This window comes from Arthrobacter alpinus (assembly GCF_001294625.1).
GTDB classification, from domain to species: Bacteria; Actinomycetota; Actinomycetes; order Actinomycetales; family Micrococcaceae; genus Specibacter; species Specibacter alpinus_A.
Window position 1 is genome coordinate 1447618 of the sequence record NZ_CP012677.1, and the last position, 26056, is coordinate 1473673.

The 26056-nt window shown below is 63.4% G+C and carries 21 protein-coding genes and 1 pseudogene; 13 read left to right on the forward strand and 9 right to left on the reverse strand.

What is annotated here, in order from left to right; translation table 11 throughout:
• Nucleotides 1-47 precede the first annotated feature (47 nt).
• The gene (locus tag AOC05_RS06425; protein ID WP_062006521.1) at nucleotides 48-683 is read right to left on the reverse strand and encodes a hypothetical protein; all 636 of its coding nucleotides are present in this window, start codon (nucleotides 681-683) and stop codon (nucleotides 48-50) included.
• Nucleotides 684-920: 237 nt separating this feature from the next.
• Between AOC05_RS06425 and AOC05_RS06430 the strand changes: the two genes are divergently transcribed.
• Together AOC05_RS06430 and AOC05_RS06435 are read left to right on the forward strand one after the other, a co-directional pair.
• The gene (locus AOC05_RS06430) at nucleotides 921-2159 is read left to right on the forward strand and encodes a pyridoxal phosphate-dependent aminotransferase (RefSeq protein WP_062006522.1); all 1239 of its coding nucleotides are present in this window, start codon (nucleotides 921-923) and stop codon (nucleotides 2157-2159) included.
• 68 nt (nucleotides 2160-2227) lie between these two features.
• Nucleotides 2228-3286 (forward strand): LLM class flavin-dependent oxidoreductase, encoded by a 1059-nt coding sequence (locus AOC05_RS06435; protein ID WP_062006523.1) that lies wholly within the window; start codon nucleotides 2228-2230, stop codon nucleotides 3284-3286.
• Between the two features lie 98 nt (nucleotides 3287-3384).
• On the opposite strand, the gene AOC05_RS20065 is transcribed toward AOC05_RS06435, so the two are convergent.
• The gene (locus AOC05_RS20065; protein WP_062006524.1) at nucleotides 3385-3570 is read right to left on the reverse strand and encodes a pirin-like C-terminal cupin domain-containing protein; all 186 of its coding nucleotides are present in this window, start codon (nucleotides 3568-3570) and stop codon (nucleotides 3385-3387) included.
• Between the two features lie 570 nt (nucleotides 3571-4140).
• On the opposite strand from AOC05_RS20065, the gene AOC05_RS06445 reads away from it, so the two are divergent.
• Both AOC05_RS06445 and AOC05_RS06450 read left to right on the forward strand, forming a co-directional pair.
• On the forward strand, nucleotides 4141-5526 hold the full coding sequence (locus tag AOC05_RS06445; RefSeq protein ID WP_082357808.1) for an inorganic phosphate transporter: 1386 nt from the start codon (nucleotides 4141-4143) through the stop codon (nucleotides 5524-5526).
• A complete protein-coding gene (locus AOC05_RS06450) occupies nucleotides 5526-5831 on the forward strand; it encodes a hypothetical protein (RefSeq protein WP_230085612.1) in 306 nt (101 codons plus the stop codon). Before AOC05_RS06445 ends, AOC05_RS06450 begins: the two co-directional genes overlap by 1 nt.
• An 80-nt stretch (nucleotides 5832-5911) precedes the next feature.
• Here AOC05_RS06450 and AOC05_RS06455 read toward each other — a convergent pair whose 3' ends face one another.
• A complete protein-coding gene (locus AOC05_RS06455; protein ID WP_062006525.1) occupies nucleotides 5912-6370 on the reverse strand; it encodes a hotdog fold thioesterase in 459 nt (152 codons plus the stop codon).
• A 130-nt stretch (nucleotides 6371-6500) separates the two neighbouring features.
• On the opposite strand from AOC05_RS06455, the gene polA reads away from it, so the two are divergent.
• The 3 genes from polA (at nucleotide 6501) to AOC05_RS06470 (ending at nucleotide 11716) form a co-directional block, all read left to right on the forward strand.
• The gene (gene polA / locus AOC05_RS06460; protein ID WP_062009450.1) at nucleotides 6501-9131 is read left to right on the forward strand and encodes a DNA polymerase I; all 2631 of its coding nucleotides are present in this window, start codon (nucleotides 6501-6503) and stop codon (nucleotides 9129-9131) included.
• 57 nt (nucleotides 9132-9188) lie between these two features.
• Nucleotides 9189-10520, forward strand: a complete 1332-nt coding sequence (locus AOC05_RS06465) for a GNAT family N-acetyltransferase (protein WP_062006526.1) — start codon at nucleotides 9189-9191, stop codon at nucleotides 10518-10520.
• Between the two features lie 203 nt (nucleotides 10521-10723).
• Nucleotides 10724-11716, forward strand: coding sequence for a type IV toxin-antitoxin system AbiEi family antitoxin domain-containing protein (locus AOC05_RS06470; protein WP_062006527.1), 993 nt, complete (start codon nucleotides 10724-10726; stop codon nucleotides 11714-11716).
• Between the two features lie 99 nt (nucleotides 11717-11815).
• Here AOC05_RS06470 and AOC05_RS06475 read toward each other — a convergent pair whose 3' ends face one another.
• Nucleotides 11816-12568 carry an ABC transporter permease gene (locus tag AOC05_RS06475; RefSeq protein ID WP_154605367.1) on the reverse strand — a complete coding sequence of 251 codons (753 nt, stop codon included), beginning with the start codon at nucleotides 12566-12568 and terminating at the stop codon, nucleotides 11816-11818.
• 247 nt (nucleotides 12569-12815) lie between these two features.
• Between AOC05_RS06475 and rpsA the strand changes: the two genes are divergently transcribed.
• Together rpsA and AOC05_RS06485 are read left to right on the forward strand one after the other, a co-directional pair.
• A complete protein-coding gene (rpsA, locus tag AOC05_RS06480; protein ID WP_062006528.1) occupies nucleotides 12816-14297 on the forward strand; it encodes a 30S ribosomal protein S1 in 1482 nt (493 codons plus the stop codon).
• 225 nt (nucleotides 14298-14522) lie between these two features.
• Nucleotides 14523-15140, forward strand: a complete 618-nt coding sequence (locus tag AOC05_RS06485; RefSeq protein WP_230085613.1) for a DUF805 domain-containing protein — start codon at nucleotides 14523-14525, stop codon at nucleotides 15138-15140.
• Here the strand turns inward: AOC05_RS06485 and AOC05_RS06490 are convergent.
• Complete coding sequence (locus AOC05_RS06490; protein WP_230085614.1) at nucleotides 15134-15862, reverse strand: IMPACT family protein; 729 nt, start codon at nucleotides 15860-15862, stop codon at nucleotides 15134-15136. The genes AOC05_RS06485 and AOC05_RS06490 overlap by 7 nt on opposite strands.
• Nucleotides 15863-15884: 22 nt before the next feature.
• On the opposite strand from AOC05_RS06490, the gene coaE reads away from it, so the two are divergent.
• Nucleotides 15885-17096 (forward strand): dephospho-CoA kinase, encoded by a 1212-nt coding sequence (gene coaE, locus AOC05_RS06495; RefSeq protein ID WP_062006530.1) that lies wholly within the window; start codon nucleotides 15885-15887, stop codon nucleotides 17094-17096.
• 78 nt (nucleotides 17097-17174) lie between these two features.
• Here coaE and AOC05_RS06500 read toward each other — a convergent pair whose 3' ends face one another.
• Nucleotides 17175-17729 carry a hypothetical protein gene (locus AOC05_RS06500; protein WP_062006531.1) on the reverse strand — a complete coding sequence of 185 codons (555 nt, stop codon included), beginning with the start codon at nucleotides 17727-17729 and terminating at the stop codon, nucleotides 17175-17177.
• 151 nt (nucleotides 17730-17880) lie between these two features.
• Between AOC05_RS06500 and uvrB the strand changes: the two genes are divergently transcribed.
• Entirely contained in the window at nucleotides 17881-19962 is a 2082-nt protein-coding gene (gene uvrB / locus AOC05_RS06505; RefSeq protein WP_062006532.1) for an excinuclease ABC subunit UvrB, read from the forward strand.
• 73 nt (nucleotides 19963-20035) lie between these two features.
• On the opposite strand, the pseudogene AOC05_RS06510 reads toward uvrB, so the two are convergent.
• The 3 genes and pseudogenes from AOC05_RS06510 to AOC05_RS06520 all read right to left on the reverse strand — a co-directional run bounded on the left by AOC05_RS06510 (nucleotide 20036) and on the right by AOC05_RS06520 (nucleotide 24441).
• Nucleotides 20036-21324 (reverse strand): annotated as a pseudogene (locus AOC05_RS06510) (alpha/beta fold hydrolase).
• On the reverse strand, nucleotides 21321-21857 hold the full coding sequence (locus tag AOC05_RS06515; RefSeq protein ID WP_062006533.1) for a GNAT family N-acetyltransferase: 537 nt from the start codon (nucleotides 21855-21857) through the stop codon (nucleotides 21321-21323). The pseudogene AOC05_RS06510 and the gene AOC05_RS06515 overlap by 4 nt, the downstream one beginning before the upstream one ends.
• Nucleotides 21858-21903: 46 nt before the next feature.
• Nucleotides 21904-24441, reverse strand: coding sequence for a DEAD/DEAH box helicase (locus AOC05_RS06520; protein ID WP_062006534.1), 2538 nt, complete (start codon nucleotides 24439-24441; stop codon nucleotides 21904-21906).
• Between the two features lie 43 nt (nucleotides 24442-24484).
• On the opposite strand from AOC05_RS06520, the gene AOC05_RS06525 reads away from it, so the two are divergent.
• Nucleotides 24485-25318 carry a trans-aconitate 2-methyltransferase gene (locus AOC05_RS06525; RefSeq protein ID WP_062009456.1) on the forward strand — a complete coding sequence of 278 codons (834 nt, stop codon included), beginning with the start codon at nucleotides 24485-24487 and terminating at the stop codon, nucleotides 25316-25318.
• Nucleotides 25315-26013: a PIG-L deacetylase family protein gene (locus AOC05_RS06530; RefSeq protein WP_197277905.1), complete on the forward strand. Its 699-nt coding sequence runs from the start codon at nucleotides 25315-25317 to the stop codon at nucleotides 26011-26013. Before AOC05_RS06525 ends, AOC05_RS06530 begins: the two co-directional genes overlap by 4 nt.
• Nucleotides 26014-26056 lie beyond the last annotated feature (43 nt).

Sequence of the window (26056 nt, forward strand, 5' to 3'; positions counted from 1 at the left end):
AGGGGGCGGATCACCGTTGGTGCATCCCGGGCAAAATGGGGAGGAGGTTAGCGGCCCTTGACCGGGATGCCGTTGCGTGTCATGCACTCGGCGTAGGCCTTGGCGGATTCCAGCAGCCACTGCTCCTGGCGCTCGGCGGAGCCGGCAAAGCTTCGCCCGCTCAGGGAACGGACCTTATAGATGCCAAAACCGCGCTTGTAGAGCATGGGCCCTTGCGCCTTGAGCAGCTGGTCGGCGAGGCGGTGTGCCTCGGTGCCGTGGGCCACGAGTGCTGAAACGCGGGGGACCAGGGTCAAGAACTTCACCAGCGGGCGCAGGCCCTGCTCGATCTGTGGTGCCGTGAGGCGGCCGTTCGGCTCGCCAGGGGTGAACCAGGGGTGTACGTTCCAGGGCATGACGAAGCTGGGGCGCAGCCCGATCTGCCAATGGATGCCGAGCAGGCGAGTTGCCGCCTGCTCGTCGCCGGCCGTGACGAAGCCCGAGGGGTCCATCTCGCCAACGTTGGAGAACAAGCTGATGATGCGGCACTCATCAATGTCGTGAACCGGATCAACGTAAGCAACCTGCTGCTCGGGCCGAGCTTGCGCAAGAGTGTCGCAGAGTTCTGTGACGGGTGCAATGTTCTCGTCATAACGACGGTTCCAGAGCTGTTCGCGCAGTGATTCAGTAGCCACGGATGTCATTGAAGGCTTGGTCTCCTTGAGGGTAAAAGTGAAGTGGGCGGCGCTTCCCCGAAACGGCCTAGGTCCAGCGTTTGAGCTTACCAATTATTCTGCGTCCATGGGGTTCCGGAGGTTGTGCTAGTGCCCTGTGCGGGGGTCGAGTGTGAGAAACTCAACATGCGCCGGAGTCCGCGGTGTCGTTGCCCGATATTTGGACAGCAAGCCTGCCGGGGCCGTCATTGTGTGAAGATGGAAGGCATGCGCCCCATGCAACACTCCAGCAAACTGGCCAATGTCCGCTACGAACTTCGCGGCCCCATCCTCCACGCGGCCCAGAAAATGGAGGCGGAGGGGCACCGGATCCTGCGCATGAACCTAGGTGACACCGCCCCGTTTGGCCTGGAGGCCCCGGAGTCCATCGTGGTGGACATGATCCACCATCTGCGCGGCGCCCAGGGCTACAGCGACTCCAAGGGCATCTTCTCCGCGCGCACCGCAATCTCCCAGTACTACCAAACGCAGGACCTGATGCAGATCGGCGTCGACGACATCTTCGTAGGCAACGGCGTCAGCGAGCTGATCTCCATGACCCTGCAGGCGTTTTTGGAAAACGGGGACGAGGTCCTGATCCCGGCCCCCGACTACCCGCTGTGGACGGCCTCGGTCACCTTGACCGGCGGGGTCCCGGTCCACTATCTGTGTGACGAGGGCAATCAGTGGTGGCCGGACATGGCCGACGTCGAGGCCAAAATCACCGCCAACACCCGCGCCATCGTCATTATCAACCCGAACAACCCCACTGGCGCCGTATACCCCCGGCACATCCTGGAGGCGTTTGTGGAGCTGGCCCGCCAGCACGACCTTGTCATCTTCTCCGATGAGATCTACGAGAAGATCATCTACGACGGCCGCCGCCACATCCACATGGCCTCCCTGTCCGATGACGTGTGCACACTCACCTTCAGCGGACTGTCCAAGGCGTACCGGATGCCTGGCTATCGCGCCGGGTGGGTGGCACTCTCTGGCCCCCGTTCGGCCATGGCCGGCTTCAAGGAGTCTTTGGAACTCATCGCCTCCTTGCGCCTGTGCTCCAACGTCCCGGCCCAGCACGCCATTCAAACCTCGCTGGGGGGTTACCAGAGCATCAACGACCTCACCAAGCCCGGCGGGCGCCTGCACGAACAGCGCGACCGGGCCACGGAATTGCTCAACGCACTTCCGGGCGTCTCCTGCGTGCCGGCCGCCGGAGCCATGTACCTGTTCGTTAAACTCGACCCTGTGATGTATCCCATTGAGTCGGATGAGAAGTTCGTGATTGACCTCCTCCAGGAACAAAAGATCCTGGTCAGCCACGGGACGGCGTTCCACTGGCCCACGCCGGACCACTTTCGCTTCGTCATCCTCCCCTCCGTCAGTGACATTGAGGAAGCCGTTCGCCGCATCTCGATTTTCCTGGCTGTCTACCGGCGCAAGTCTGCTGGCGCAATTCAGGAATAGATTTGCCAGCGCCCCGGTTCCCTAAATAGATGCAAACGCATGTTCATTGGAAATGGATAGGGAACCCCATGGCACACAGCAACCACGAACCTGACGACTTTGAACTTGGTCTTGACACCTTTGGTGACATGACCCTGGCGGTGGACGGCCAGGCCAAGCCCGCTGCCCAAGTGATTCGCGACGTCGTTGAACAGGCGGTGTTGGCGGACAGCCTGGGACTTGACTACTTCGGCGTGGGGGAGCATCACCGCGACGACTTCGCCATCTCCGCCCCTGACATGGTGCTGGCCGCCATCGCCGGACAGACCCAGCGGATTCGCCTGGGTTCGGCCGTGACGGTGCTCAGCTCGGATGACCCGCTCCGTGTCTTCCAACGCTTTTCAACGCTCGACGCCGTCTCCAACGGCCGTGCTGAAGTCACCCTGGGCCGCGGTTCATTCACCGAATCGTTCCCCTTGTTTGGTCTTGACCTCTCCCAGTACGAGGAACTATTCGAGGAAAAGCTGGAACTGTTTGCCGAAGCCCGCAAACAGGGACCCGTAACGTGGAGCGGGAAGACCCGCCCGGCACTGGCCGATCAGATGGTCTACCCCCATCTGGAGTCCGGCACGCTCAAGGCCTGGGTGGCCGTGGGCGGCAGCCCGCAATCCGTGGTTCGCGCTGCACGCTACGGACTGCCCCTGATGCTGGCGATCATTGGCGGGGAACCGTTGCAATTTGCGCCGTTCACGGACCTTTACCACCGTGCGTTGAAAGAATTCGGCCTGCCCGAACAGCCCATCGGCGTCCACTCTCCGGGGCATATTGGCGAAACAGACGAACAGGCCATGGAGGAATTGTGGCCGCACTACGCTGCCATGCACAACCGGATCGGCCGCGACCGTGGCTGGCCACCCCTGACACGGGCGCAGTTCAACGCCACGGCAGGACCCGACGGCGCCTTGGTGGTTGGCTCCCCACAGACCGTGGCGGCCAAGATCACCAGGGTGGCCAAGGCGCTGGGGCTTTCCCGCTTCGACCTTAAGTACAGCCACGGCACCTTGCCACACACCGCCATGCTCAGGAGCATCGAGCTCTACGGCACCCAAGTGGCCCCACTGGTGCGGGCGAACCTCCGTCAGGGCTAGGGGCAGTTTCGCTCCTGCGCACGGTTTATCGCCAATGCTGTGCCACTTTCAAAGTGGCGCAGCATTGAGCGTTAACGCTTCGCACGCCTGCGGCGCCCTCAGGCAGGATTGGCCAGGGGAGTGCCGCCGATGAGTAGCAGGCGGACCGCTTCGCTTCCCGCCACGAATGTGAGCGTATCCCGCCCGGGCCTTACGTAGCAGAGTTCCCGGCAGGTCACCTCCTGAGCGGCCACGGTGGCGGAGCCGGTATCCAAAAGCAAGCCGTGCTCAAACGCAGGGTCCACCTCCAGGGTGAGTCTCGCACCGGCGTCGAGCAGTATTTCGGCGCCCGGCAGTCATCAGATTCAATTCACCGGGGCGCACGACAGTGTGATATCCGGCACTGTCCGCATGCTCGATCCCACCGCAAAAAGAGCCAGCTGACCCTCTGCATCCCGGTGAGGGGATGGGGCTGCACCGCCATGCCTCCACCGCCCCCGGATCGCTAGGGCAAAGAAGCTCCTGCGGGCTGGTTTCCACATTACTCATCCCGGACCACCTATCAATCCTGCGCACAGTGCCATGACGATTGCACAGTTCAATGACGATCCATTCACGCGCAAATCTATCCATAGTCCAAGTAGCGTAGTTCGTTTTGCGCCGGAGGGCAGGGGAAGGGCAGCAAGAAGATCACGGCCCTTCGACGAACGCAACCCCCTCGAGGATAACGGTGCACGGCAATTTCCCCGTAGGATCGTAAACATTGGGTTTCGGCCGGGACCAGGTGCCACGAGCGCCTGCAACGCCGCTAGCCGAATTTGTCCGATTAGACTCTTTGCAGTCTCGCACTTGTCCTCAATAGAAATGGATCTCGGGTGGATCTCACCTTCATGGTCGTGCTTGTCATAGCATTGGCCCTTTTCTTTGACTTTACCAATGGCTTTCACGACACAGCCAACGCTATGGCAACCCCCATCGCCACCGGTGCCATCAAGCCCAAGACGGCCGTAGCCCTTGCCGCCGTGCTGAACCTGGTGGGTGCATTTTTGTCCACCGAAGTTGCCAAGACCATTTCCGGGGGCATCATCAATGAGGGCGGACCCAACGGTGTCGCCATCACGGCCGACATGATCTTTGCCGGCTTGATGGGCGCAGTGCTGTGGAACTTGTTCACCTGGCTCCTGGGCCTTCCCTCCAGTTCCTCGCACGCCTTGTTCGGCGGGTTGATCGGTGCAGCCATTGTGGGCACTTGGTCCTTCGGGGCCGTGAACTTCATGGTGGTCCTCTCCAAGGTCATCCTCCCGGCCCTGTTTGCACCCGCCATTGCCGGCCTGGTCGCCTACCTGTGCACCAAGATGGCATACGCGATCACCCGCCGCTCCGATCCGGACTCCGGTGACAAGCTGACCCAAAAGCGTGGCGGCTTTCGCCGCGGCCAGGTCTTCAGCTCATCCCTGGTGGCCCTGGCCCACGGCACCAACGACGCCCAGAAGACCATGGGTGTCATCACCTTGGTCCTGGTCGCCTCAGGTTTGCAGACGGCCGGCACCGGCCCCCACCTGTGGGTCATCACCGCCTGCGCCGTCGCCATTGCCGGCGGCACCTACGCCGGTGGCTGGCGCATCATCCGCACCCTGGGTTCGGGGTTGACGGACGTTAAACCAGCACAGGGCTTCGCCGCGGAGACCAGCACCGCCGCGGCCATCCTGGCCTCCAGCCATCTGGGCTTTGCCCTGTCAACCACCCACGTGGCATCCGGCTCCGTGATTGGTTCGGGGCTGGGCCGCAAAGGCTCCACCGTGCGCTGGCGTGCCATTGGCAAGATCAGCCTTGGCTGGCTCTTCACGCTCCCGGCGGCCGCGGTTGTGGGCGGTTTGGCGGCCCTGTTGATTCGCGCCGGCACCGTCGGAATCGTCATTGTGGCCGTCCTGGGCCTGAGCGCAATCTTGTTCATGTTCTACATGTCCCAGCGCGACACCGTTGACCACAGCAACGCCATCAGCGACGTCGACGCCGTGGGTGAAGCAATGCATATTCCCAGTAAGAAGGAACGTGACCGCCTCGCCGCCAAGGCGCGCGCTGCCGAAAAGCTCGCTGCGAAAGCCGCCAGGCGTGCTGCCGAAACAGCAGCGGTGCGGGCCGAAGCCCAAGCGGCCCTGGACCGGGCCGACACCGCCGTCCTTAGGGTCATGACCAAGGCGGCCACCTCGGCACAAACGCCCAAGTCAGGCAAAAAGCGCTCAGGTAAGAAGGGGAAATAATGCGGATTGCAACTATTGCCTATGGCGTGGCCGAGGCCACCAACAAGCCTGTCATCGACTGGTTTGGATTTGTCGTCGTCGCCATTGTCACCTTGGTGGGCGCCGGCTTCGTGGTTGTCATGTACTCACTTGGCGTACGCCTGACAGCCGTGAGTGGGGACGACGAGACGAAGGGCCATGTGGCGGCCAAGTGGGGCTCCTATGTGTGCTTCGGCTTTTGTGCCCTGGCCGTCGCACTCGGCATCGTGCTGATTGTGCCGCACCTCAGCCAGCCATTCCTGGACATGGTTGGGCACTGGTTCTAAACACCGTCTCACCGTACGACGCCGGGCACCTGCCTCTCGCTTTCAGCGGGAGGCAGGTGCCCGGCGTCGTATCTTAACGCTCAGCTGTCCAGGATCATGTTGGTGATGCGGGCCGTGGAGAGCCTGCGTCCACTCTCATCGGTCACAACCACCTCGTGGGTGGCCAAGGTCCGGCCCAGGTGGATGGCGGTGGCCGTGCCCGTAACCAGGCCGGTGGTGGCGCCCCGGTGGTGTGTGGCACCAATCTCAATGCCCACCACACGGCGGCCGGCGCCTGCGTGCAATGAAGCGGCAAAGGAACCCAGGGTTTCGGCCAGGACCAGGTGGGCGCCGCCGTGCAGCAGGCCGGCAATCTGGGTGTTGCCGGCCACCGGCATGGTGGCCGTCATAAGCTCGGGCGTCATGTGCGTGAAAACGATCCCCATCTTTACCACCAGGGGGCCAACGCCCACGGTGCCAAGGTAGGGGTGTAGGGCTTCTGGGACCCCGGATGTGACGAGTTCGTCAATGAAGGGCAGTGGTGTGATATTTTCGCTCATGATGACTAGGCTGACACCTGTGAGTGAATCTGCCAAAACGGCCCCCAAGACACCTGTTCCTGCTGTAGCCGCATCAGGTGCCCCCAAAACCGGTCAAACGCCCCGGCTGTTGGTGATCGACGGGCACTCGATGGCTTTCCGTGCCTTCTACGCCTTGCCTCCGGAGAACTTTTCCACCGAGTCGGGCCAGCACACCAACGCCGTGCACGGCTTCACCTCCATGCTGCTGACCATGATCCGCCAGCAAAAGCCCACCCATGCGGTGGTGGCTTTTGATCTGGACACCCCCACCTTCCGCTCACTGGAATACGCCGAGTACAAGGGCGGGCGCAATAAGACGCCGGAGGAGTTCTACGGCCAGATCGACCTGATCATCAAGGTCATGGCCGCCATGAGGATCCCCACCATCAGCGTTGACGGCTTCGAGGCAGATGACATCATCGCCACACTGGCCGCCCAGGGCGAGGCCGCCGGCTGGGATGTGCTGGTGGTCTCGGGGGACCGGGACGCCTTCCAGCTCATCACCGAGAAGGTGCTGGTGCTCTATCCCAAGAAGGGCATCTCCGACATCCCGCCCATGGACGCCGCCGCGGTTGAAGCGAAGTACCTGGTGCCGCCGGACCGCTATTCGGATCTGGCCGCACTGGTCGGGGAAACAGCGGACAACCTGCCCGGCGTTCCCGGCGTCGGCCCCAAGACGGCCGCAAAGTGGATCAACCAGTATGGCGGGCTCGAGGGCATCCTGGAGAACGTCGACGCCATTGGCGGCAAGGTCGGGGAGTCCCTGCGGGCACACGTGGAGGACGTCAAGCGCAACCGCCGCCTAAACCACCTCCTGCGTGACATGGAACTACCTGTAGCCATCGAGGACACCGTGCTGCAGTCCCCGGACCGGGAAGCTGTGGAGGAACTCTTCGACGCATTGGCCTTCAACACCTTGCGCAAGCGGCTCTTTGACATGTTCGGGGAAGAAGAAATCACCGACGACGGCGCCGGCCACGAAGTGCCCGCCCACCAGGTGGTGACAGAGGCCGCCTTTCTGGCCACCTGGCTTGCCTCCGCGACCGCCAAAACCGCTGTTGACGTGCTGTCCCGGCCGGTCGGGCTCCTGCGGGAGGCCACCGCTGTGGCGCTGGTACGCGCGGACTCCGCCGTCGTCGTCGATCTTGGGTCCGCCGACGCCGCCCTGGATACGGTGCTGGGCACCTGGCTGGCATCCGCCGACGCGCCCAAGGTGGTGCACGAGTACAAGGAAGCGATCAAGGCGCTGGCCCCGCGCGGGCTGGTGCTGGGCGGGGTCGTGGATGACACCTCCATCTCCGGGTACCTCATCCAGCCGGACCGTCGCAGCTACGAGCTGCCCGATCTGAGCCAGGTCCACCTCAAGGTCACCTTCGCCACGGCCGGACAGGAATCCGCCGGCCAGCTGGACCTGGGGCTCGACGCCGACAGCGGGTACGCCGATGCGGTGCAGCACGGCTATGTCGCGTTGCTGCTCAGCGAGCACTTTGTGCCCATGCTGGCCGAACGCGGTGCCGCGGCCCTGCTCACCGAGCTGGAATTGCCGCTGGCCGCCGTGCTGGCCGAGATGGAACTCACGGGCATCGACGTCTCCGAGGAACGGCTGGCGACCCTGTTGGCCGACTTCACCGCCATGATGGATGCCGCCCAGACCGCGGCGTTTGCCGCCATCGGCCACGAGGTGAACCTTGGCTCGCCCAAGCAGTTGCAGGAGGTGCTCTTTGAGGAACTCCAGCTACCCAAGACCAAGAAGATCAAGACCGGCTACACCACCGACGCCGCGTCTCTGAAGGCGCTGTTGGAGAAGACGGGGCACGAGTTCCTGGCCCAGCTCATGGCGCACCGGGAAGCGACAAAGCTCAAACAGATGGTGGAGACGTTGAAGAAGTCGGTGGCTGCCGACGGCCGTATCCACACCACCTACGCCCAGAATGTGGCCGCCACCGGCCGGCTGTCCTCCAACAACCCCAATCTGCAGAACATCCCCATCCGTAGCGAGGAAGGCCGCCGTGTGCGGGACATCTTCGTGGTCAGCGACGGCTACGAATGCCTGTTCGCCGCAGACTACTCTCAAATTGAGATGCGCATCATGGCGCACCTCTCCGGCGACGCCGGGCTCATCCAGGCGTATGCCGAAGGCGAGGACCTGCACCGCTACGTCGGCTCGCATGTGTTCGGCGTTTCACCGCAGGAGGTCACCTCCGCCATGCGTTCCAAGGTCAAGGCCATGTCTTATGGCCTGGCCTACGGGCTGACCAGCTTTGGCCTGTCCAAGCAGCTGGAGATCTCCGTCGATGAGGCACGCACACTAATCAAGGACTACTTCGACCGCTTTGGCGGCGTGCGCGACTACCTGCGCGGCGTCGTCGAACAGGCCCGGATTGACGGCTACACCTCCACAATCGAGGGTCGCCGCCGCTACCTGCCGGATCTTTCCAGTACGGACCGGCAACTGCGCGAACTGGCCGAACGCATCGCCTTGAACTCACCCATCCAAGGCTCTGCGGCTGACATCATCAAGCACGCCATGCTAGGTGTCGCCGCGGAACTGAAGGCGCAAGGCCTGAAGTCCCGCATGCTGCTGCAGGTCCATGACGAACTTGTCCTGGAGGTCTGGCCGGGGGAGCGGGACGCCGTCCAGACCCTGGTGGTGGCTCAGATGGGCGCCGCAGCCGAGCTCAAGGTGCCTCTGGAAGTCCAGGTGGGCATCGGCACCAGTTGGAACGACGCCAGCCACTGACCCCGTGCGCCAGCCCCCACCGCGCATCCTTAGCTTTCGCAACGTTAGGACCCTGACATGAGCAACGCCCGCGAAACCCCGACCCGGAGCCCTCGGTCCTTTCCCTATGAGCTGAGGACCTTTCCCTCGCGCCTGGTGGACGGGGAAGTCCCCGAGGAGGTGGCCAAATGGCAGCAGGCGGTGGCCCTGGGCTTCTACGCCGATGTGCCGAGCCTGGAAATATCCACCAAGTACGTTCAGTGTGAGCAGGCCGACGGGCGCATGGCCACCGGCGCATACCTGATCGACTCGCAAGCGCCCGTGGGGGCCTGGGGTGTTGACTACCCCGTGGCCACTTACGCGTACCACCGCAAGACCCTCAACGTCGGTGGCGGGACTCTGCTGCCGGTGCACCAGATCACGGCCGTCACGGTGCGGCCCAGCCACCGGCGTCGAGGTCTGTTGCGTGCCATGATGTCCACCGACCTGGCGCAAGCGAAGGCCGCCGGCATTCCCATGGCCGCCCTGACGGCGTCGGAGTCCACCATCTACGGACGGTTTGGCTTCGGGGTGTCCACCCACGCCTGCGACATCGAAGTCTCAACCATGCGCGGCCTTGACTTCATTGTCCCGGCGGCGGCCTCGGTGGGCGTGGTTGAGGTGGCGGACGCGTCGGTGGTGGGTGAGCTCCACAACGAGCTGTTCGCGCGGGTGCACGCCACGACTCTTGGTTCGATCGGCAGGCAGGACATGTACCGGCTGTTAGCCGCGGGCCAGGGCAACTACCAATCGATGGAGCCAGCCAAGAATGTTCGGGCGGCTCTGCACTACGACGCGCACGGCGCCGTCGACGGATATGTCACCTACAAACCCAAAGAACCGGCCGTGGAGATCGTGGACCTGCTGGCCGCCAGCGACTCCGCTTACCTGGCTTTGTGGAACTTTTTGGGTTCCCTGGACCTCATCGAATCCGTCACATGGGGCATGGCGCCGGAGGTAGATCCGCTGGAATGGGCCATGGCGGCCAAGCGCGACTACAAGCGCACAACCACGGAGGACCATTTGTGGCTGCGCATCCTTGACACCCCGTCGGCCCTGGCCGCCCGAAACTATGCCGTGAACGGCCAACTACTGATCCACGTCGGCGACCCGCTGGGCCATGCCTCAGGCATCTTCAACATCCAGGTGCTCCACGGCAAGGCAACCGTCACCCGTTGCCCCGAGGACGGCACCGTGGTGGCAGAGGTGAGCATGGGTGTCAGCGAACTCTCCAGCCTGTATCTGGGCACCGTCTCGGCCCGAACCTTTGCCGCGGCCGGACGGTTGCGGGAGGACAGCTCGGGTGCCGTCGAACGCCTTGACGCTTTGTTTGCCACCTCGGAAGCGGCCCACTGTCTGACGAGTTTTTAGGCCCGCCCCGCAGCTTTCCCGCATACCCGTAGTTGTCCAACAACGGGTATGCGGGTTTCTGGCAGGCGTGCGGGGAACCCGCTGGTGTGTTGGGCGCCCCGCGCAGCCGGTTCCCTCCTCCACAGGACGGCGCGGGCCCTTGGTTGTCCACCTTTGATGCCCGCCGTGACCGCCACGGGCCCGGAGGTGTCACATGATGGAACATGGACTTCCCTCAATTGCGAGATTTACTTGAACGGAAGTGGCCGTCCACGGCAGTTCTGGGTGTGGCCACTACCGCCATGTTGGCCTCTGCCGGCATCACCGACAGGACGTTGACGGCCGGCCTGCGCTGCGGCCTTCTCAAGCGCCTGCATCGCGGCTCCTATGTGAGCGTTACCGTGTGGAATGCAGCAAAACCGTGGGTTCGCGAGGACATGATACTGATTGGGCACGTCCTGGCCTCGCATAGCCATGGCGTCTACAGTCATTCCAGCGCCGCGCGCCTGCACGGCCTGCGGACTTGGGGTTGCGGTGACGCGGTCCACCTGACGCAGGAGTTTGCGTTTGGAAACAGTGGCGGTGCCCATCGCGTCCGTGGGCACCAGCAGCTGCTTGCACCCTCGCTTGTCACGTCCGGCAAGGTCGGTGGCATCCGGGTGCCGGTGACAACCATCGCCCAGACAGTCCTGGACTGTGCACGCCTGTTTGCCATGCAGGAGGCTGTGATCATAGGGGATCATGCGCTCCGAAAGGGGGTGCAAATCGCGCAGCTGCAGGCACTGCTCGTGGCAAGCCCGGTGGTGCGAGGTTCGGCTAAGGCCCGTCTGCTGCTTGCCGTTCTGGACGGGCGCAGCGAATCGGCCGGTGAGTCCCGCACCAGGGTGCTGGTCGGGCGGATGGATATGCCCCAGCCGGAACTTCAGGTGGAAATGGCAACCCGGTACGGGAACTACCGGCTTGACTTTGCATGGAAACAGTACAAGCTGGCCCTGGAATTTGACGGCTGGGGCAAGTACTTCGATTTCGAGCCCACGGATGAGGCGATCGCCCGGGAACGCCAACGCGAGAAGGCGCTTATGGAGTTGGGCTGGCAGTTCATCCGCATTGACTGGGCCGCCCTCTCGGACCCCGCGGGCCTGGAGTCGCGAATCCGGGCCTCCCTGGTGCGCGCGGGTGCCCGGTTGCCCGTGCGCAGGTCCACATTATTCGCTTGAAAGCTGGCAAAACCGTGGTTTCCCCGCACACCCGGTGTTGTCCAACACCGGGTGTGCGGGGAAACCACGTGTGCGCGGACAGCCACCGGGTGTGCTGTGTCAACGACCCGGACGAGCCCAGAGCCCGTGGCAACTGAGCCAAAGCGTGACCGTGGCTGCACTCGAATTGACCAGGAGCAGCGAAATGAGCACCAGCAACTGGATCAGTCCGGCATCAAGGGGGCGGGCACCTCCTAGGATCATGCCCACGAACGCGCCCGGCAAGGTGACCAGACCGGCCGTGCGGGTTTGGTCAATAGAGGGCAACACGGCCTCGCCCGCAACAATCTGGGCCACCATGGACCGGGCGGCAGGCCAGTCAAAGCCCAGAGACAGAGCCGCCTCCACTTCGCCGTTACGCAACGCCAGTTCATCGCGAATGCGGCGCCCACTCAACGTCACCGTGGACATTGCCCCACCGATCTGCTGGCCAAGTACCGCAATGATCGCCAAGGCATTGAAGGGAAGGACGCCGGCGGCAAACATCAATCCCGCCACTGGAATAACCCCGGCAGCTAGGGGAATGGCGGCCATCCACCAACGCCCGTCAGGTGCCACCCGACGGCCCGAGGTCCACACGCCCACCGCGAACATCAACCCGACAAAGACAAACGCCCACGCGCCCCGGTTGGACAGCCAGCCAATGACAAGGGCGACGGCGGCAAGCTGGATGAGCGCCCGCAGGCCGGCCACCACCATCTGTGCCGGCTGGCGGTCCAACGCCGAGCACCACACAACGGCGGCAAGGGCCAGCATGACTGCCAGCAGTACCCACGCGTTGGGTCCCAACACGAGCAGGGTTGAATTGTTCACAAACGCAATTATCGTCGTCGGAGGCAGCTTTTGCGCTCTAAGGCACGAACGCCTAGACTAAATGGGCATGTCATGCGTGGCTTGGGCTGGCCAAAAACCGGCAGAACACACAAGTGACGTGCACCAGTTTCACCGCAGGAACCCCTGCAACCATAATAATTCCGGGCCCAGTGTGCCAAGTTGCGATTCAATCGTGGACTTGTCAGGGTCCGGCGAATCCAACTATCCACATCGGAGCCCCTACTACATGACCATCACGACCCCCGAGAAGACTAGTACCACTCCCGTCGTTGCCATCAACGACATTGGTACAGCTGAAGAATTCCTCGCCGCAGTAGATGCAACCATCAAGTACTTCAATGACGGCGACCTCGTCGAAGGCATTGTTGTCAAGGTTGATCGCGACGAAGTTCTGCTCGACATCGGTTACAAGACCGAAGGCGTCATCCCCTCCCGCGAGCTGTCCATCAAGCACGACGTTGATCCCGGAGACGTTGTCTCCGTTGGCGATCAGGTCGAAGCCTTGGTCCTCACGAAGGAAGATAAAGAAGGCCGGCTGATTCTCTCCAAGAAGCGCGCACAGTACGAGCGCGCCTGGGGCGACATCGAGAAGGTCAAGGAAGAAGATGGTGTCGTTACCGGTACCGTCATCGAGGTGGTCAAGGGTGGTCTTATCCTCGACATCGGCCTGCGCGGCTTCCTGCCCGCATCGCTGGTCGAGATGCGCCGTGTGCGCGACCTGGCTCCGTACATCGGTCAGCAGATCGAAGCCAAGATCATCGAGCTGGACAAGAACCGCAACAACGTTGTTCTTTCCCGCCGTGCCTGGCTCGAGCAGACCCAGTCCGAGGTTCGCTCCACGTTCCTTAACAAGCTGGAAAAGGGCCAGGTTCGTCCCGGCGTCGTTTCCTCCATCGTCAACTTCGGTGCATTCGTGGACCTTGGCGGCGTAGACGGCCTCGTGCACGTTTCCGAACTCTCCTGGAAGCACATCGACCACCCCTCCGAGGTTGTCGAAGTTGGCCAGGAAGTCACCGTCGAGGTTCTCGAAGTGGATCTGGACCGCGAGCGTGTATCGCTCTCGCTCAAGGCTACGCAGGAAGACCCGTGGCAGACCTTCGCCCGCACCCACGCCCTTGGGCAGGTTGTGCCGGGTAAGGTCACCAAGCTGGTTCCGTTCGGCGCGTTCGTTCGCGTCGAAGACGGCATCGAGGGCCTGGTCCACATCTCCGAGCTGGCTGTGCGCCACGTGGAGCTGGCCGAGCAGGTTGTCTCCGTTGGCGACGAGCTGTTCGTCAAGGTCATCGACATCGACCTGGAACGCCGCCGCATCTCGCTGTCCCTCAAGCAGGCCAACGAGGGTGTCGACGTCGACTCCACCGAGTTCGACCCGGCCCTCTACGGCATGGTTGCCGAGTACGACGAAGAAGGCAACTACAAGTACCCGGAGGGCTTCGATTCCGAGTCCAACGAGTGGCTTGAAGGCTACGAGGCTCAGCGCTCGGTGTGGGAGCAGCAGTACGCTGACGCCCAGACCCGCTGGGAAGCACACAAGAAGCAGGTTGCTCAGCACGCTGCTGAAGATGCAGCCGCTGACGGAGCCGGTGAAGGTGGCGAGTCCGCAGGGACTTCCTACTCCTCCGAGCCTGCTGCAACGGATACCGGAGCTGGCACGCTTGCTTCCGACGAGGCACTCGCTGCCCTGCGCGAAAAGCTGACCGGAAACTAACTTCCGCTCGGCGTCCAACGCACCAGTGAACAGGTCCTCCACCTTCGGGTGGGGGGCCCGTTCCCTTTAATAGCGGAGTACAGCTCATGCGCAAGTACGACGGCGGTGGGCACCTTCTCATGGACGCCTCACGACCGTCGCTTTGGCTGGTTTCCCGGGACATTCCTATTTGTCGGTGACGGCCGATATGATCATTCATACAGACGATCAAAGGGGAACCGCAGTATGTCCTATCCGGACCAGAACTCACAGGAACCCCAGGTGCTGCCGGGGTACTTCAGTCCTGCCGAGGCGCCGCCGCAAGCACCTCCGGTGCCCCCACCTCACTATCAGGCACCTCACTATCAGGGCCCCCAGATGCCGGGACCGCTGAGTCCCTATGTGCCCCCGGTCATGCAATACGGTGCCGTAGACCCGCTGTCACTACCGTATTACCGCGCCACCTTTGGCCAGGCGATGGGCCAATTCTTTAGGAAATATGCAACCTTCAGCGGCCGAGCCAGCAGAAGCGAATTCTGGTGGGTCATGCTGTTCATGGCCGGGCTGTTCTTGGCCGGAGCCATAGTGAATGCCTTGACCCGGAGCGACTGGGTCGCCGGCTTATATGTCATGTTCATGATGGCCACCTTTGTGCCGTCCCTGGCGCTGGCCGTGCGCCGGCTGCACGACGCCAACTTCAGCGGCGGACTCCTCTGGTTGTGGCTCGTGCCCTACGTCGGCTTCCTGATTGTGCTGGTCATGGCACTGTTGCCCGCCAACCGGCAGGGCGCCCGCTTCGACAAGGTGCGCGGCGGTCAGCAGCCCTACGGCCCCGCTGGCAGCTACGGCCCGCCCCGCTACTGACGAAGCGGAGCCACGGGCCAATCTACCCAGTCGCTCCCGGCATCCGTCAGCACGCAGCGCCCAGCGGTGAGGGAGGCGAGCCGTTCCACGGCGGCCGCGATGATCGCCCCGTCGTCGGCCAGGGCCAGTCCCACCAAGGTGTTGGTGGGGCCATAGCTGTTCCCCGTCATGTGGTATCCGGCGGTGCGCAGCTCGTTCTCCAGCCGCCCGGCCTCAGCATGCCCCACGGCCACGGTGAATAATCTCAACCGCTGCCGGCGTATTAGTGCGGCAAGGTCCACGGCGGTACTGACGGACTCCGAGTAGGCGCGCACCAGGCCGCCGGCCCCTAGCAGTATCCCACCGAAATAGCGTACGACGACGGCGCACACGTCGCTGAGGTCCGCTGAAGGTTGCTGCCCTGGCCGGGTTTCACGCTTCAGGAGGGCCTCAAGCATGGGCATTCCGGCCGTCCCGGAGGGTTCACCGTCGTCATTGGAGCGTTGGATGCCTCGATCGGGGCCGATCGTGAACGCGGAACAGTGGTGGCGTGCGTCGTAAAACTCCCGGCGAAGTTCGGTGACGAGGGCGCGGGCCCCGGCTTCGTCGTCGACCCTTCGCAAGACGGTGATGAAGCGCGAGCGTTTTATGGTGATCTCGTGGCGGAAATCAGGGCCACCGGCAAGGGTCGTGTAGCTGTTCACACCCGGCGATGTGACAGGTGAAATGGGTGTTTGGTTCACAAATTCAGTCTAGTGTGGAAGCATGCTCTCGATTGGTCTCACCGGCGGTATCGCCTCAGGCAAGTCCCTGCTCTCCGCCCGATTCCGCGAGCTGGGCGCCGTCGTGATCGATGCCGACCAGCTGGCCCGGGACGTTGTTGCCCCTGGAACGCCCGGCCTGGCAGCGGTGGTGGCGGCCTTCGGTCCGGGGATTCTGCGTCCTGACGGTACGTTGGACCGCCCCGCCTTGGGTGCCATTGTGTTCGGCTCACCCCAACGACTGGCCACCCTCAACGCAATCGTCCACCCCCTGGTGCGGGCCGCGGCACAGGCATTGCAGGCCGACGCCGAACCCGGAACCATTGTTGTCCAGGACATCCCCCTGCTCGTGGAGACTGGGCAGGGGGCCAGCTTCCACCTCGTGGTGGTGGTGCAGGCTCCGGAGCGGGAACGCCTGGCACGAATGGTCAGCGACCGCGGCATGACGGCGGCTGACGCGCTGGCCCGGATGGCAGCGCAGGCCAGCGATGAGGAGCGTGCGGTGGTGGCCGACGTCGTGCTGGTCAATGACGGCACCCGGGAACAGGCCAGCGCAGCCCTTGACGGACTGTGGGAAACACGCTTGCTACCCTTTTCAAGGAACCTGGTGGCACGGCGCCCGGCACCGATGGAGGGCCCGGCAGTGCTTGCCCCGGCCGATCCGACGTGGCCGCTCCAGGCGGCACGTTTGATGGCACGCATCCAGGCTGCCGCCGGGGACAGGGGTATCGCCGTGGACCACATTGGCTCAACCTCCGTTCCGGGGTTGGCGGCCCAGGACGTCATTGACCTGCAACTTCGCGTCGCCTCACTCGACGACGCCGATTTCCTGGCCACTGCGCTTGCCGACGCCGGGTTCCCACCCCATGCCGGGAACTTGCTGGACACTGGTCACGACTTTGCCGGCGGGCGGCAGGGGGAGATGTGGGAGAAACGGTTCCACAACGCCGCCGATCCCGGCAGACCCGTCAACCTTCATGTCCGGGTTGACGGTTCACCCGGGGCGCTCCTCGCCCTGGCTTTCCGCGACTGGCTCCGGGCGGACGCCTCGGCCCGGCGGGCCTACGAATCGCACAAGCGCTTACTCGCGTTCAATCACCACGGGGACTCCTCCGCCGCGGGCTACGCACAGGCCAAGGAGCCGTGGTTTGCACAGATGGTTCCGGACGTGAACGGGTGGATTGCACGGACCCGGTGGCATTGCCCGCAGGCGTGAGTGTGTCCTTGATAGGCGCAGCTTAAACGGCTGTGGCCCGCGCCCACGGCACGGACCACACCAAGTTAACGCCGGGGTTTATCCGACGGCGGAGCAGGAGTAAAGCAGGCCGTCAACGGTGACCGTTTCAGCACCTGACCGGCAGGCGTCGGTTACCTGCTGGATCAGCAGGACAGCAGCGGGGTCTATAGAGTTGGCCCAGACGAAGAACAAGATAACGGCGATGATGGTCGCGACGACGGCCAGGGCGCTGATGATGACTGCTACCAGTGCCAAGGTGTTCTTGAACCCTGCCTTCTTTGACTTGGACATGGCCACAAGACCAAGAATCAGTCCCACCAGGCTAAAGCCCACAAAGGGAAGGATGATGGCCACAATGGACAAGGTCTTGCCCGGGTCAACCACAAATGGAGCGCCAGGCATGCCATCTGGCTGCTGGCCGTAGGGAGCGGGCTGTGCGTAGGGCGGGACCTGCTGCGCGTGCGGTGCCTGCTGGGCAGGCTGGCCATACGGTGCTTGCTGGGCTGGCTGGCCAAACGGAGCCGGCGGCGCATACGGAGGCGCGGACGACGGAGTCGGTTCGGCCGGCGGCACAGGCTTGGTGAAGGGGTTTTCGGGGATGTTCGCAGACATGGATACCTTAAGAGTTTGAGACCAGTGATGGGTGCTACCTCTATTTTTACATGCAATGGACTAATTCGCCGTGTCGGGCCATGGGGAGTACTCCCCATAAGGTTTTCGATCAGGTGTTCTAATCGGTGCCATCGGGGGTAGCGTTAGGGTCATGAGTCTTGCCCAAGAGATAAATCGTGTTGTCGCCCCCTTCGAGGTCATCAGTGACTTCCAGCCTGCCGGCGACCAGCCGGCAGCCATCAAGGAACTCACAGAGCGCATCAACAATGGCGAAAAAGACATTGTCCTACTCGGCGCCACGGGCACTGGAAAATCCGCCACCGCCGCATGGCTGATCGAACAAGTGCAGCGGCCCACACTGGTCATGGTGCAAAACAAGACACTGGCCGCCCAGCTCGCCAATGAATTCCGCGAACTGCTGCCCAACAATGCCGTTGAGTACTTCGTCTCCTACTACGACTACTACCAGCCGGAAGCCTATGTGCCGCAGTCGGACACCTTCATCGAGAAGGACTCCTCGGTCAACGAGGAAGTGGAACGCCTGCGCCACTCAGCCACCAATGCGCTGCTGACCCGCCGCGATGTGATCGTGGTGGCCACCGTGTCCTGCATTTACGGGTTGGGCACACCCGAGGAATACGTTGCCGGGATGGTGACGTTGACCCGCGGTGAGCAAATGAACCGGGACGACCTGCTGCGCAAGTTCGTCAGCATGCAATACGCGCGCAATGACATTGACTTCCACCGCGGCACCTTCCGGGTCAGGGGCGACACCGTGGAGATCATCCCTATGTATGAGGAACAAGCCATCCGGGTGGAATTCTTTGGGGATGAGATTGAGAACATTTACACCCTGCACCCGCTGACGGGGGAGATCATCCGGGAAGAAAACGAGATGTACGTTTTCCCGGCCTCACACTATGTGGCGGGGCCGGACCGCATGGCCCGGGCCGTCAAACAGATTGAGGACGAACTGGCGGCCAGGACCAAGGAGCTGGAAAGCCAGAACAAGCTCCTGGAGGCACAGCGTCTGCGCATGCGCACCACGTACGACCTGGAAATGATGGAGCAGATGGGCTTCTGCAACGGCATTGAAAACTACTCCCGGCACATTGACGGACGCGAGCAGGGGAGCGCCCCCCACTGCCTCATCGACTACTTCCCCGACGACTTCCTGCTGGTCATTGACGAATCCCACGTGACGGTTCCCCAGATCGGGGCCATGTACGAGGGTGACATGTCACGCAAGCGCACCCTGGTGGACCACGGCTTCCGGCTTCCCTCTGCCATGGACAACAGGCCGCTGAAATGGGATGAATTCTTAGAACGCATTGGGCAGACCGTGTACATGTCTGCCACGCCCGGAAAATATGAGCTGGCGAAGGCGGATGGCTATGTGCAGCAGATCATCCGCCCCACCGGCCTGATCGACCCGCAGATCATCGTCAAGCCCTCCAAAGACCAGATCAACGACCTCTTGGGTGAGATCCGGAAACGGAGCGCCAAGAACGAGCGTGTCCTGGTCACCACACTGACTAAACGCATGTCCGAGGACCTCACCGACTACCTGCTGGGCAACGGCATCAAGGTCCAATACCTACATTCCGACGTCGACACGCTGCGGCGGGTGGAACTGTTGCGGGAACTGCGCATGGGCGTCTTCGACGTGCTCGTAGGTATCAACTTGCTCCGTGAAGGCCTGGATCTGCCGGAAGTGTCGCTGGTGAGCATCCTGGACGCCGACAAGGAAGGGTTCCTGCGCTCGGCCACGTCCCTGATCCAGACCATCGGCCGTGCTGCCCGTAACGTCTCCGGCGAGGTGCACATGTATGCGGACAGAATCACCGCGTCTATGGCGTTCGCCATAGACGAGACGAACCGGCGCCGCGAAATCCAGGTCGCCTACAACACCGAACGCGGCATTGACCCGCAGCCGCTACGGAAGAAGATCGCCGATATCAGCGACCAGTTGGCGCGCGAGGATGCAGACACGGCTGCCTTGTTGGAGGAAGCCCGGGCCAGGCGGGACGGTGCCGGGAAGAAGAAGGCCGTCCGAGCCGACGGGCTCGCCGCCCGTCCTGCCGAAGCGCTGGTCACGTTGATAGAGGACTTGACGGCGCAGATGCACGCCGCAGCAGCCGATCTCCACTTCGAGTTGGCAGCCCGGCTTCGCGACGAGGTTCAGGACCTGAAGAAGGAGCTGCGCCAAATGCGCGAAGCCGGCCACGCCTAGGCGGTGATTGAGCCTGTCGACATCGCCGGGCTTCGCTCCCCATTGGGGTCTGGACAGGCTCGACCACCGGTGGCTACTCCGGGCCGCGCACCATGGACAGGAGCAGGGCGAAGATCCGCTCACCGTCGTCGGCGATGCCGTCGTGGTGGTAGTCGGCGGTTTCCCAAGTCTGCAGGTTTTGGACCGCGGCGGCCGTGGCCATGGAGATGTCCCGGTCGACGTAGATGTCCTCCGAGTACACTGCGGCTGCCACGGGCACAGTGTTGCGGCGTAGCTGCTCGAGGTCGTAGAGCGCACCCCAGCCGGCGGTCCTAGTGGCGAGCAGTTCCGCCAGCTCGCGCAGTGGCACCAGTGCCGGGTCCTGCTCGAAGTACCAGGGATACACGGCCTCGCCTGTCAGTAGCGGTTCGGCCTCGTCCGGGTGGAAGGCTGGATGTTCGGCCAGGACGCGGGACGCAGCCCAGTTGCTGGCCTCGTCCTGGACATAGATTGATTCGTGCAGCAGCGCGTACAGGGGGTTGGCCGCCCGGCTGACCTGCGCGCAGACTTGGGCGAGGAAACCGTCGGAGAGCTTGTCGCCGTCGGGTGTGGGCACAAACGCGTCCTCCAGGAGATAGTGCAGGGCGTCAATGCGGGTGTTGCCGCCAAAGTAGTTGCCCAGCATCTGAATTCGTTCCGGTGTCAGGCGCTCACCGGTGGGCAGGTACTCGGAGGCGGAGACCACGTGGCGCATGATCCGCGTGACCTGCGCACGGTCTTGCGGGTAGCGGGCAAAATACTCGGCGTTGCGGGCAACCAGACGCCCAAACGTTGCCTCATACACCTGGTCGGCGGGGCCGGTGAGTGGACCGAGGCCGCCGGTGATGAGCACTTCCTTCAGGCCCTGGGGGCAAAGGACAAATAAGTAAGAGCGCAGAATCCGCCGTAGCTTTGGCCAAAGATGCTCCACTTGGCGGCACCCAGGTCAGCCCTGATCAGTTCGGCGTCGGCCACAATGTCCGTGGCGCGAAAGTGTGCCAGATAGGCGGCCTGGGCGGCTGCATCGCCCACCAGCGGCAAAGTCTGCCGGTTGGCAGGTGTGGACAGGCCCGTACCGCGTTGGTCCAGCATCAGCACGCGGAACCCCTTCAGCGCCTCCGCCAACCAGCCGCTCATGCCAAGGGGCCGGTTGCCGCGGCCGCCGGGGCCGCCCTGCAGGAACAACAGCCACGGCAGCTCCTCGCCCCCTGGCCGGGGATCAAAGAGCTCCCGAGCGTACAAGGTGATGGAGGGTCCGGCAGGGTTGGCATGGTCAAGTGGTGCTTGGAACCAGTGGTCGCGCATGCCCACGCCACGGATCAGGTACGGCCCGGCGTTGCTCATACGCGCACCTGGGCGGGTTCCTTGGTGGGCGTGGCCCCGGAGCCCGGCGCCGGAGCCCCGAAGGCACCCAACTCGGCGCCGTCCAGGCGGAACACGTGCCAGCCGTCCATCGGGGCTGCTCCCAGGGAGTTGTAGAAGCTGATCGCCGGCTCATTCCAGTCCAGCACGCTCCACTCGACCCGGGCATAACCGCGTTCCACCGCGATCTGGGCCAAGCAGCGCAGCAGCGCCTTGCCGTGCCCGCCGCCGCGAGCTTCGGGGCGCACATACAGGTCCTCGAGGTGGATGCCGAGGGCGCCTTCCCACGTGGAATAGTTCAGGAACCAGAGGGCGAAGCCGACGATGGTTTCCCCGGCCACGGGACTGTCCACCACGTGGGCAAAGACCTGCGGATTCTCACCAAAAAGGTGTGCGTGGAGCATCTCCACCGTGTTCTTGACGGCGTCGGGTTCTTTCTCATAAACAGCAAGGTCGTGGATCATGCCCAGGATGGCGGGGACATCTGCCGGGACAGCGGTGCGAATAAGGCTCATGAAAGGAGTTTATCGCCCCGCCGGCCCCGAGTCCCGCCCGCCACCCCTACATGCGGGCGAAGTCCACGATCTTCACGACGGCGGAACCGGCGTCGTTGGACGCCTGAAGGTCCACCGTGGCGGTGATGAACCAGTCATGGTTACCCTCGGGATCGGCAACAGTTTGGCGGACCGCCCAGGTGTCTTCACCCTCGGCGATCGCCAACAGTGCCGGGCCGCGCGCGGCCGGCCCGGACTCGATGAACTCGTGTTCATCCCAATACGCGTCCAGGGAGTCAGCCCAGCGGTCGGCACTGAAGCCGTGGTCGCCGTCGAGCTCGCCCAACGCCTCAAAATCGTCGTCGGACGCCAACTCGATGCGCCGGAACATCTCATTGCGGACCATGACCCTGAAGGCACGCACATTGTCGGTGAGGCGCGGCGGGGCCGGCGGCACAGCCGATTCCACGGCAATCTCCCCGACCTCCCCGTTGGTCATCTTCTCCCACTCATCCAACAGGCTGGAGTCAACCTGACGGACCAGCTCGCCAAGCCAGGAAATGATGTCCACCAGGTCCTCGCGCAGTGCGTCCTGCGGGACCGTCTGGCGCAAAGCCTTGTACGCGTCCGTCAGGTAGCGCAGCACAATTCCTTCCGACCGTGCCAGGGAGTAGTACTGGACGTATTCGCCAAAGTTCATGGCCCGCTCGTACAAGTCGCGGATGATCGACTTTGGACTCAGCTCAAAGTCTCCCACCCACGGCGCCGCCTTCCGGTACACCTCAAAGGCCTCAAAGAGCATGTCGGAGAGCGGCATCGGGTACGTGGTTTCATCCAGGATGGCCATGCGTTCGTCGTACTCGATGCCCTCACTTTTCATGGCCGCCACCTTTTCGGTGCGGGCCCGCTTGAGCTGGGCGGAAAGGATCTGCCGCGGCTTCTCCAAGGTGGCCTCGATGACGGAAATAACGTCGAGAGAGTACGTGGGGGATTCCGGGTCCAGCAGTTCCAAGGCGGCCAGGGCAAAGGGGGATAGCGGCTGGTTTAGGGCAAAGTTCATCTGCAGGTGCATCGTGAGACGCACGGTGCGGCCGTCACTTTCCAGCTCCTCCTCGGGGATGCGCTCCACAATGCCGGCGGCCAGCAACTCCCGGTAGATGCCCAACGCCTTGCGGATCAGGCGGCGCTGCGCTGCCGGGGACTCGTGGTTCTCGGTCAGCAGCTTCCGGGCCGCCTGGAAGGGATCGCCGGGGCGTTCCAACAGGTTCAGAAGCATGGCGTGCGTCACCGTGAAACTGGAGGTCAGCGGCTCGGGCACTGATTCGCTGAGCCGGGTGAAGGTGGGTTCGCCCCAGCTGACAAAGCCCTGCATGGGCTTCTTCTTCACCACCTGGCGCAGCTTCTTTTGGTCGTCACCAAATTTGGCGACGGCCTTGGCCATGGACTTCGTGTTTTCAATGACATGGTCCGGTGCCTGGACCATCACGGTGCCGGCCGTGTCATAGCCGGCCCGCCCGGCACGTCCGGCGATCTGCTGGAACTCCCGCACCTGCAGCACACGAGTGCGCACGCCGTCGTACTTGCTCAGGGCTGTCATCAGCACGGTGCGGATGGGGACGTTGATGCCCACGCCCAGTGTGTCAGTTCCGCAGATGACCTTCAGCAGGCCCGCCTGGGCCAGCTGCTCCACCAGCCGTCGGTACTTAGGCAGCATGCCCGCATGGTGGACGCCGATGCCGTGGCGGACCAGGCGGTTGAGGGTCTTGCCGAAGCCGGCGGAGAAGCGGAAACCAGCAATGAGCTCACCGATCTTGTCCTTTTCCTCGCGCGTGCACACGTTGATGCTCATCAGGTTCTGAGCCCTGTCAATGGCCTCTGCCTGGCTGAAGTGGACCACGTACACGGGCACCTGCTTGGTGGCCAGCAGTTCCTCAAGGGTTTCATGCACGCCTGTGGTGACGTAGTAGTAGTGCAGCGGGATGGGCCGCACGGCGGAAGAAACGGTGGTGGTGACCCGGTTAGTCAGCTCCGTGAGTTCCTTCTCGAACCGATTGACCTCTCCCAGGGTGGCACTCATGAGCAGGAACTGGGACTGTGGCAGCTCAAGTAGCGGCAACTGCCAAGCCCAACCGCGCTGCGGGTCGGAGTAGTAGTGGAACTCGTCCATGATGACCACGCCGACGTCGGCGTCCTCGCCTTCACGCAGGGCGATATTGGCCAGGATCTCGGCCGTGCAGCAGATGATGGGCGCGTCCTGGTTCACGGAGGAATCCCCGGTGATCATGCCGACGTTTTCTGCGCCGAAGATCTCACACAAGGCAAAGAACTTCTCCGACACGAGCGCCTTGATGGGGGCCGTGTAATAGCTGGTGGCGCCCCGGGCCATGGCGTTGAAGTGTGCGGCGATCGCCACCAGCGACTTGCCCGATCCCGTGGGCGTGGACAGGATCACGTTGTTGCCGCTGACCAACTCCATGGCGGCGTCCTCTTGGGCCGGGTAGAGGTCGAGCCCCTTGTCCATGGTCCATTCCAAAAACGCCTCCAAGACGTCGTCATCGCTGGAGGTTTTAGGGTCAAGGCCGGAGAGTTGTTCAAGAAGATTCATGGTCCCTCCAGTCTACGGGCGCCGCCTGTGGGAGGATAACGCCATGGCAGAGCAGCAGTTTCGCTGGGATCCGGCGAAGTACGTTGAATTTGGTGACTATCGCAGCCGGCCGTTCTTCGAGCTGACCTCACGCATCGCGGCCACAGCCCCCGCCCGCGTTGTCGACCTGGGCTGCGGTCCCGGAAACCTGACCGCCACACTCGCCGCGCGTTGGCCGGATGCCCGGGTGCTGGGGCTGGACAGCTCCCCGGAGATGGTGGCCGCCGCCACCTCCGCGGCTAACTTGGGGCACGACGGCGGCACCCACCCGGGCGGAAATCTCACCTTCGCCGTCGCCGACATCCGCGCCTTTCGCCCACGGGCTGACACCGACGTGGTCGTCTCCAATGCGGCTCTACAGTGGGTGCCTGGCCACCTCGCACTCATGGCCGGCTGGCTGGCCAGCATGAACGCGGGGGCCTGGCTGGCCGTTCAGGTGCCGGGGAACTTTGGGGCGCCGTCGCATGTGCTGATGCGGGAGCTGGCCGAATCTGCCGCCTGGCGCAAGCGCCTGGGCGGGGTGCTGCGGCATGCGAACGCCGTGGCCGAACCCGGCGAGTACCATGAACTCCTGCTCCAGGCCGGCGCCGCGGCCGACGTCTGGGAAACCACCTACAGCCACCTGCTGGCGGGGGAGCGGCCGGTGCTGGACTGGGTGCGCGGAACAGGGCTGCGTCCTGTGCTCGCCGCCCTCAGCGACGCCGAAGGTAAGGCCTTTGAGGATGAGTACCAGAGGCTGCTGGAGCAGGCCTATCCGTACGGTGAGTTCGGCACGATCTTTGAGTTCAGGCGCATCTTCATGGTGGCCCGGAAGGACGAGGCAAGGGAGCAACAATGAACGAACTGGAAGCATTTCCACAGGACTGGCAGCGCGCGCTGTTGATCGTGGCCCACCCCGACGATCCTGAATACGGGATGGCGGCCGCCGTGGCCCAATGGGTCGCAGACGGCAAGGAGGTCCACTACCTGTTGGCCAGCCGGGGCGAGGCAGGTATTGCAGGGTTACCGCCGGTGCAATCGGCACCCCTGCGTACCAGGGAGCAGGAGAACGCCTGCGCCCTGGTGGGGGTCACTGAGTTGGTGTTCCTTGACCACCCCGACGGGAGGATCAAGGAAGGGCTGGGGCTCCGGAAGGACCTGGCCCGCCACATCCGCCGCGTCAAACCCCAGCTGGTGTTGACCCTTAACCACCGCGACCACTGGGGCCCGGGCAGGTGGAACAGTGCCGATCACCGGGCGGTGGGCCGCAGTGTGCTGGACGCTGTGGGCGACGCGGACAACGACTGGATCTTTCCCGAACTCCTAGCTGAAAGGCTGCCACGGCACAAAACCCGCTGGGTGGCCGTCATTTCCCCGCAGCCCACGCACGCTCAGGCCGTCAGCACGGAGAGCATTGACAAGGCTGTCGCCTCGCTGGCCGCACACCATGAATACCTGCGCGCCTTGAGCGCCGAGCCGGTGGAGGACCAGGCCCGCAGCCAAGTGGAGATGGTCACCGCTGGCGGAGCCGTTGGTTTTGAACTGTACGGCTGACCGGGGGAGTGGCTGTACGGACGCACCGGTCGCCGACTTCGCC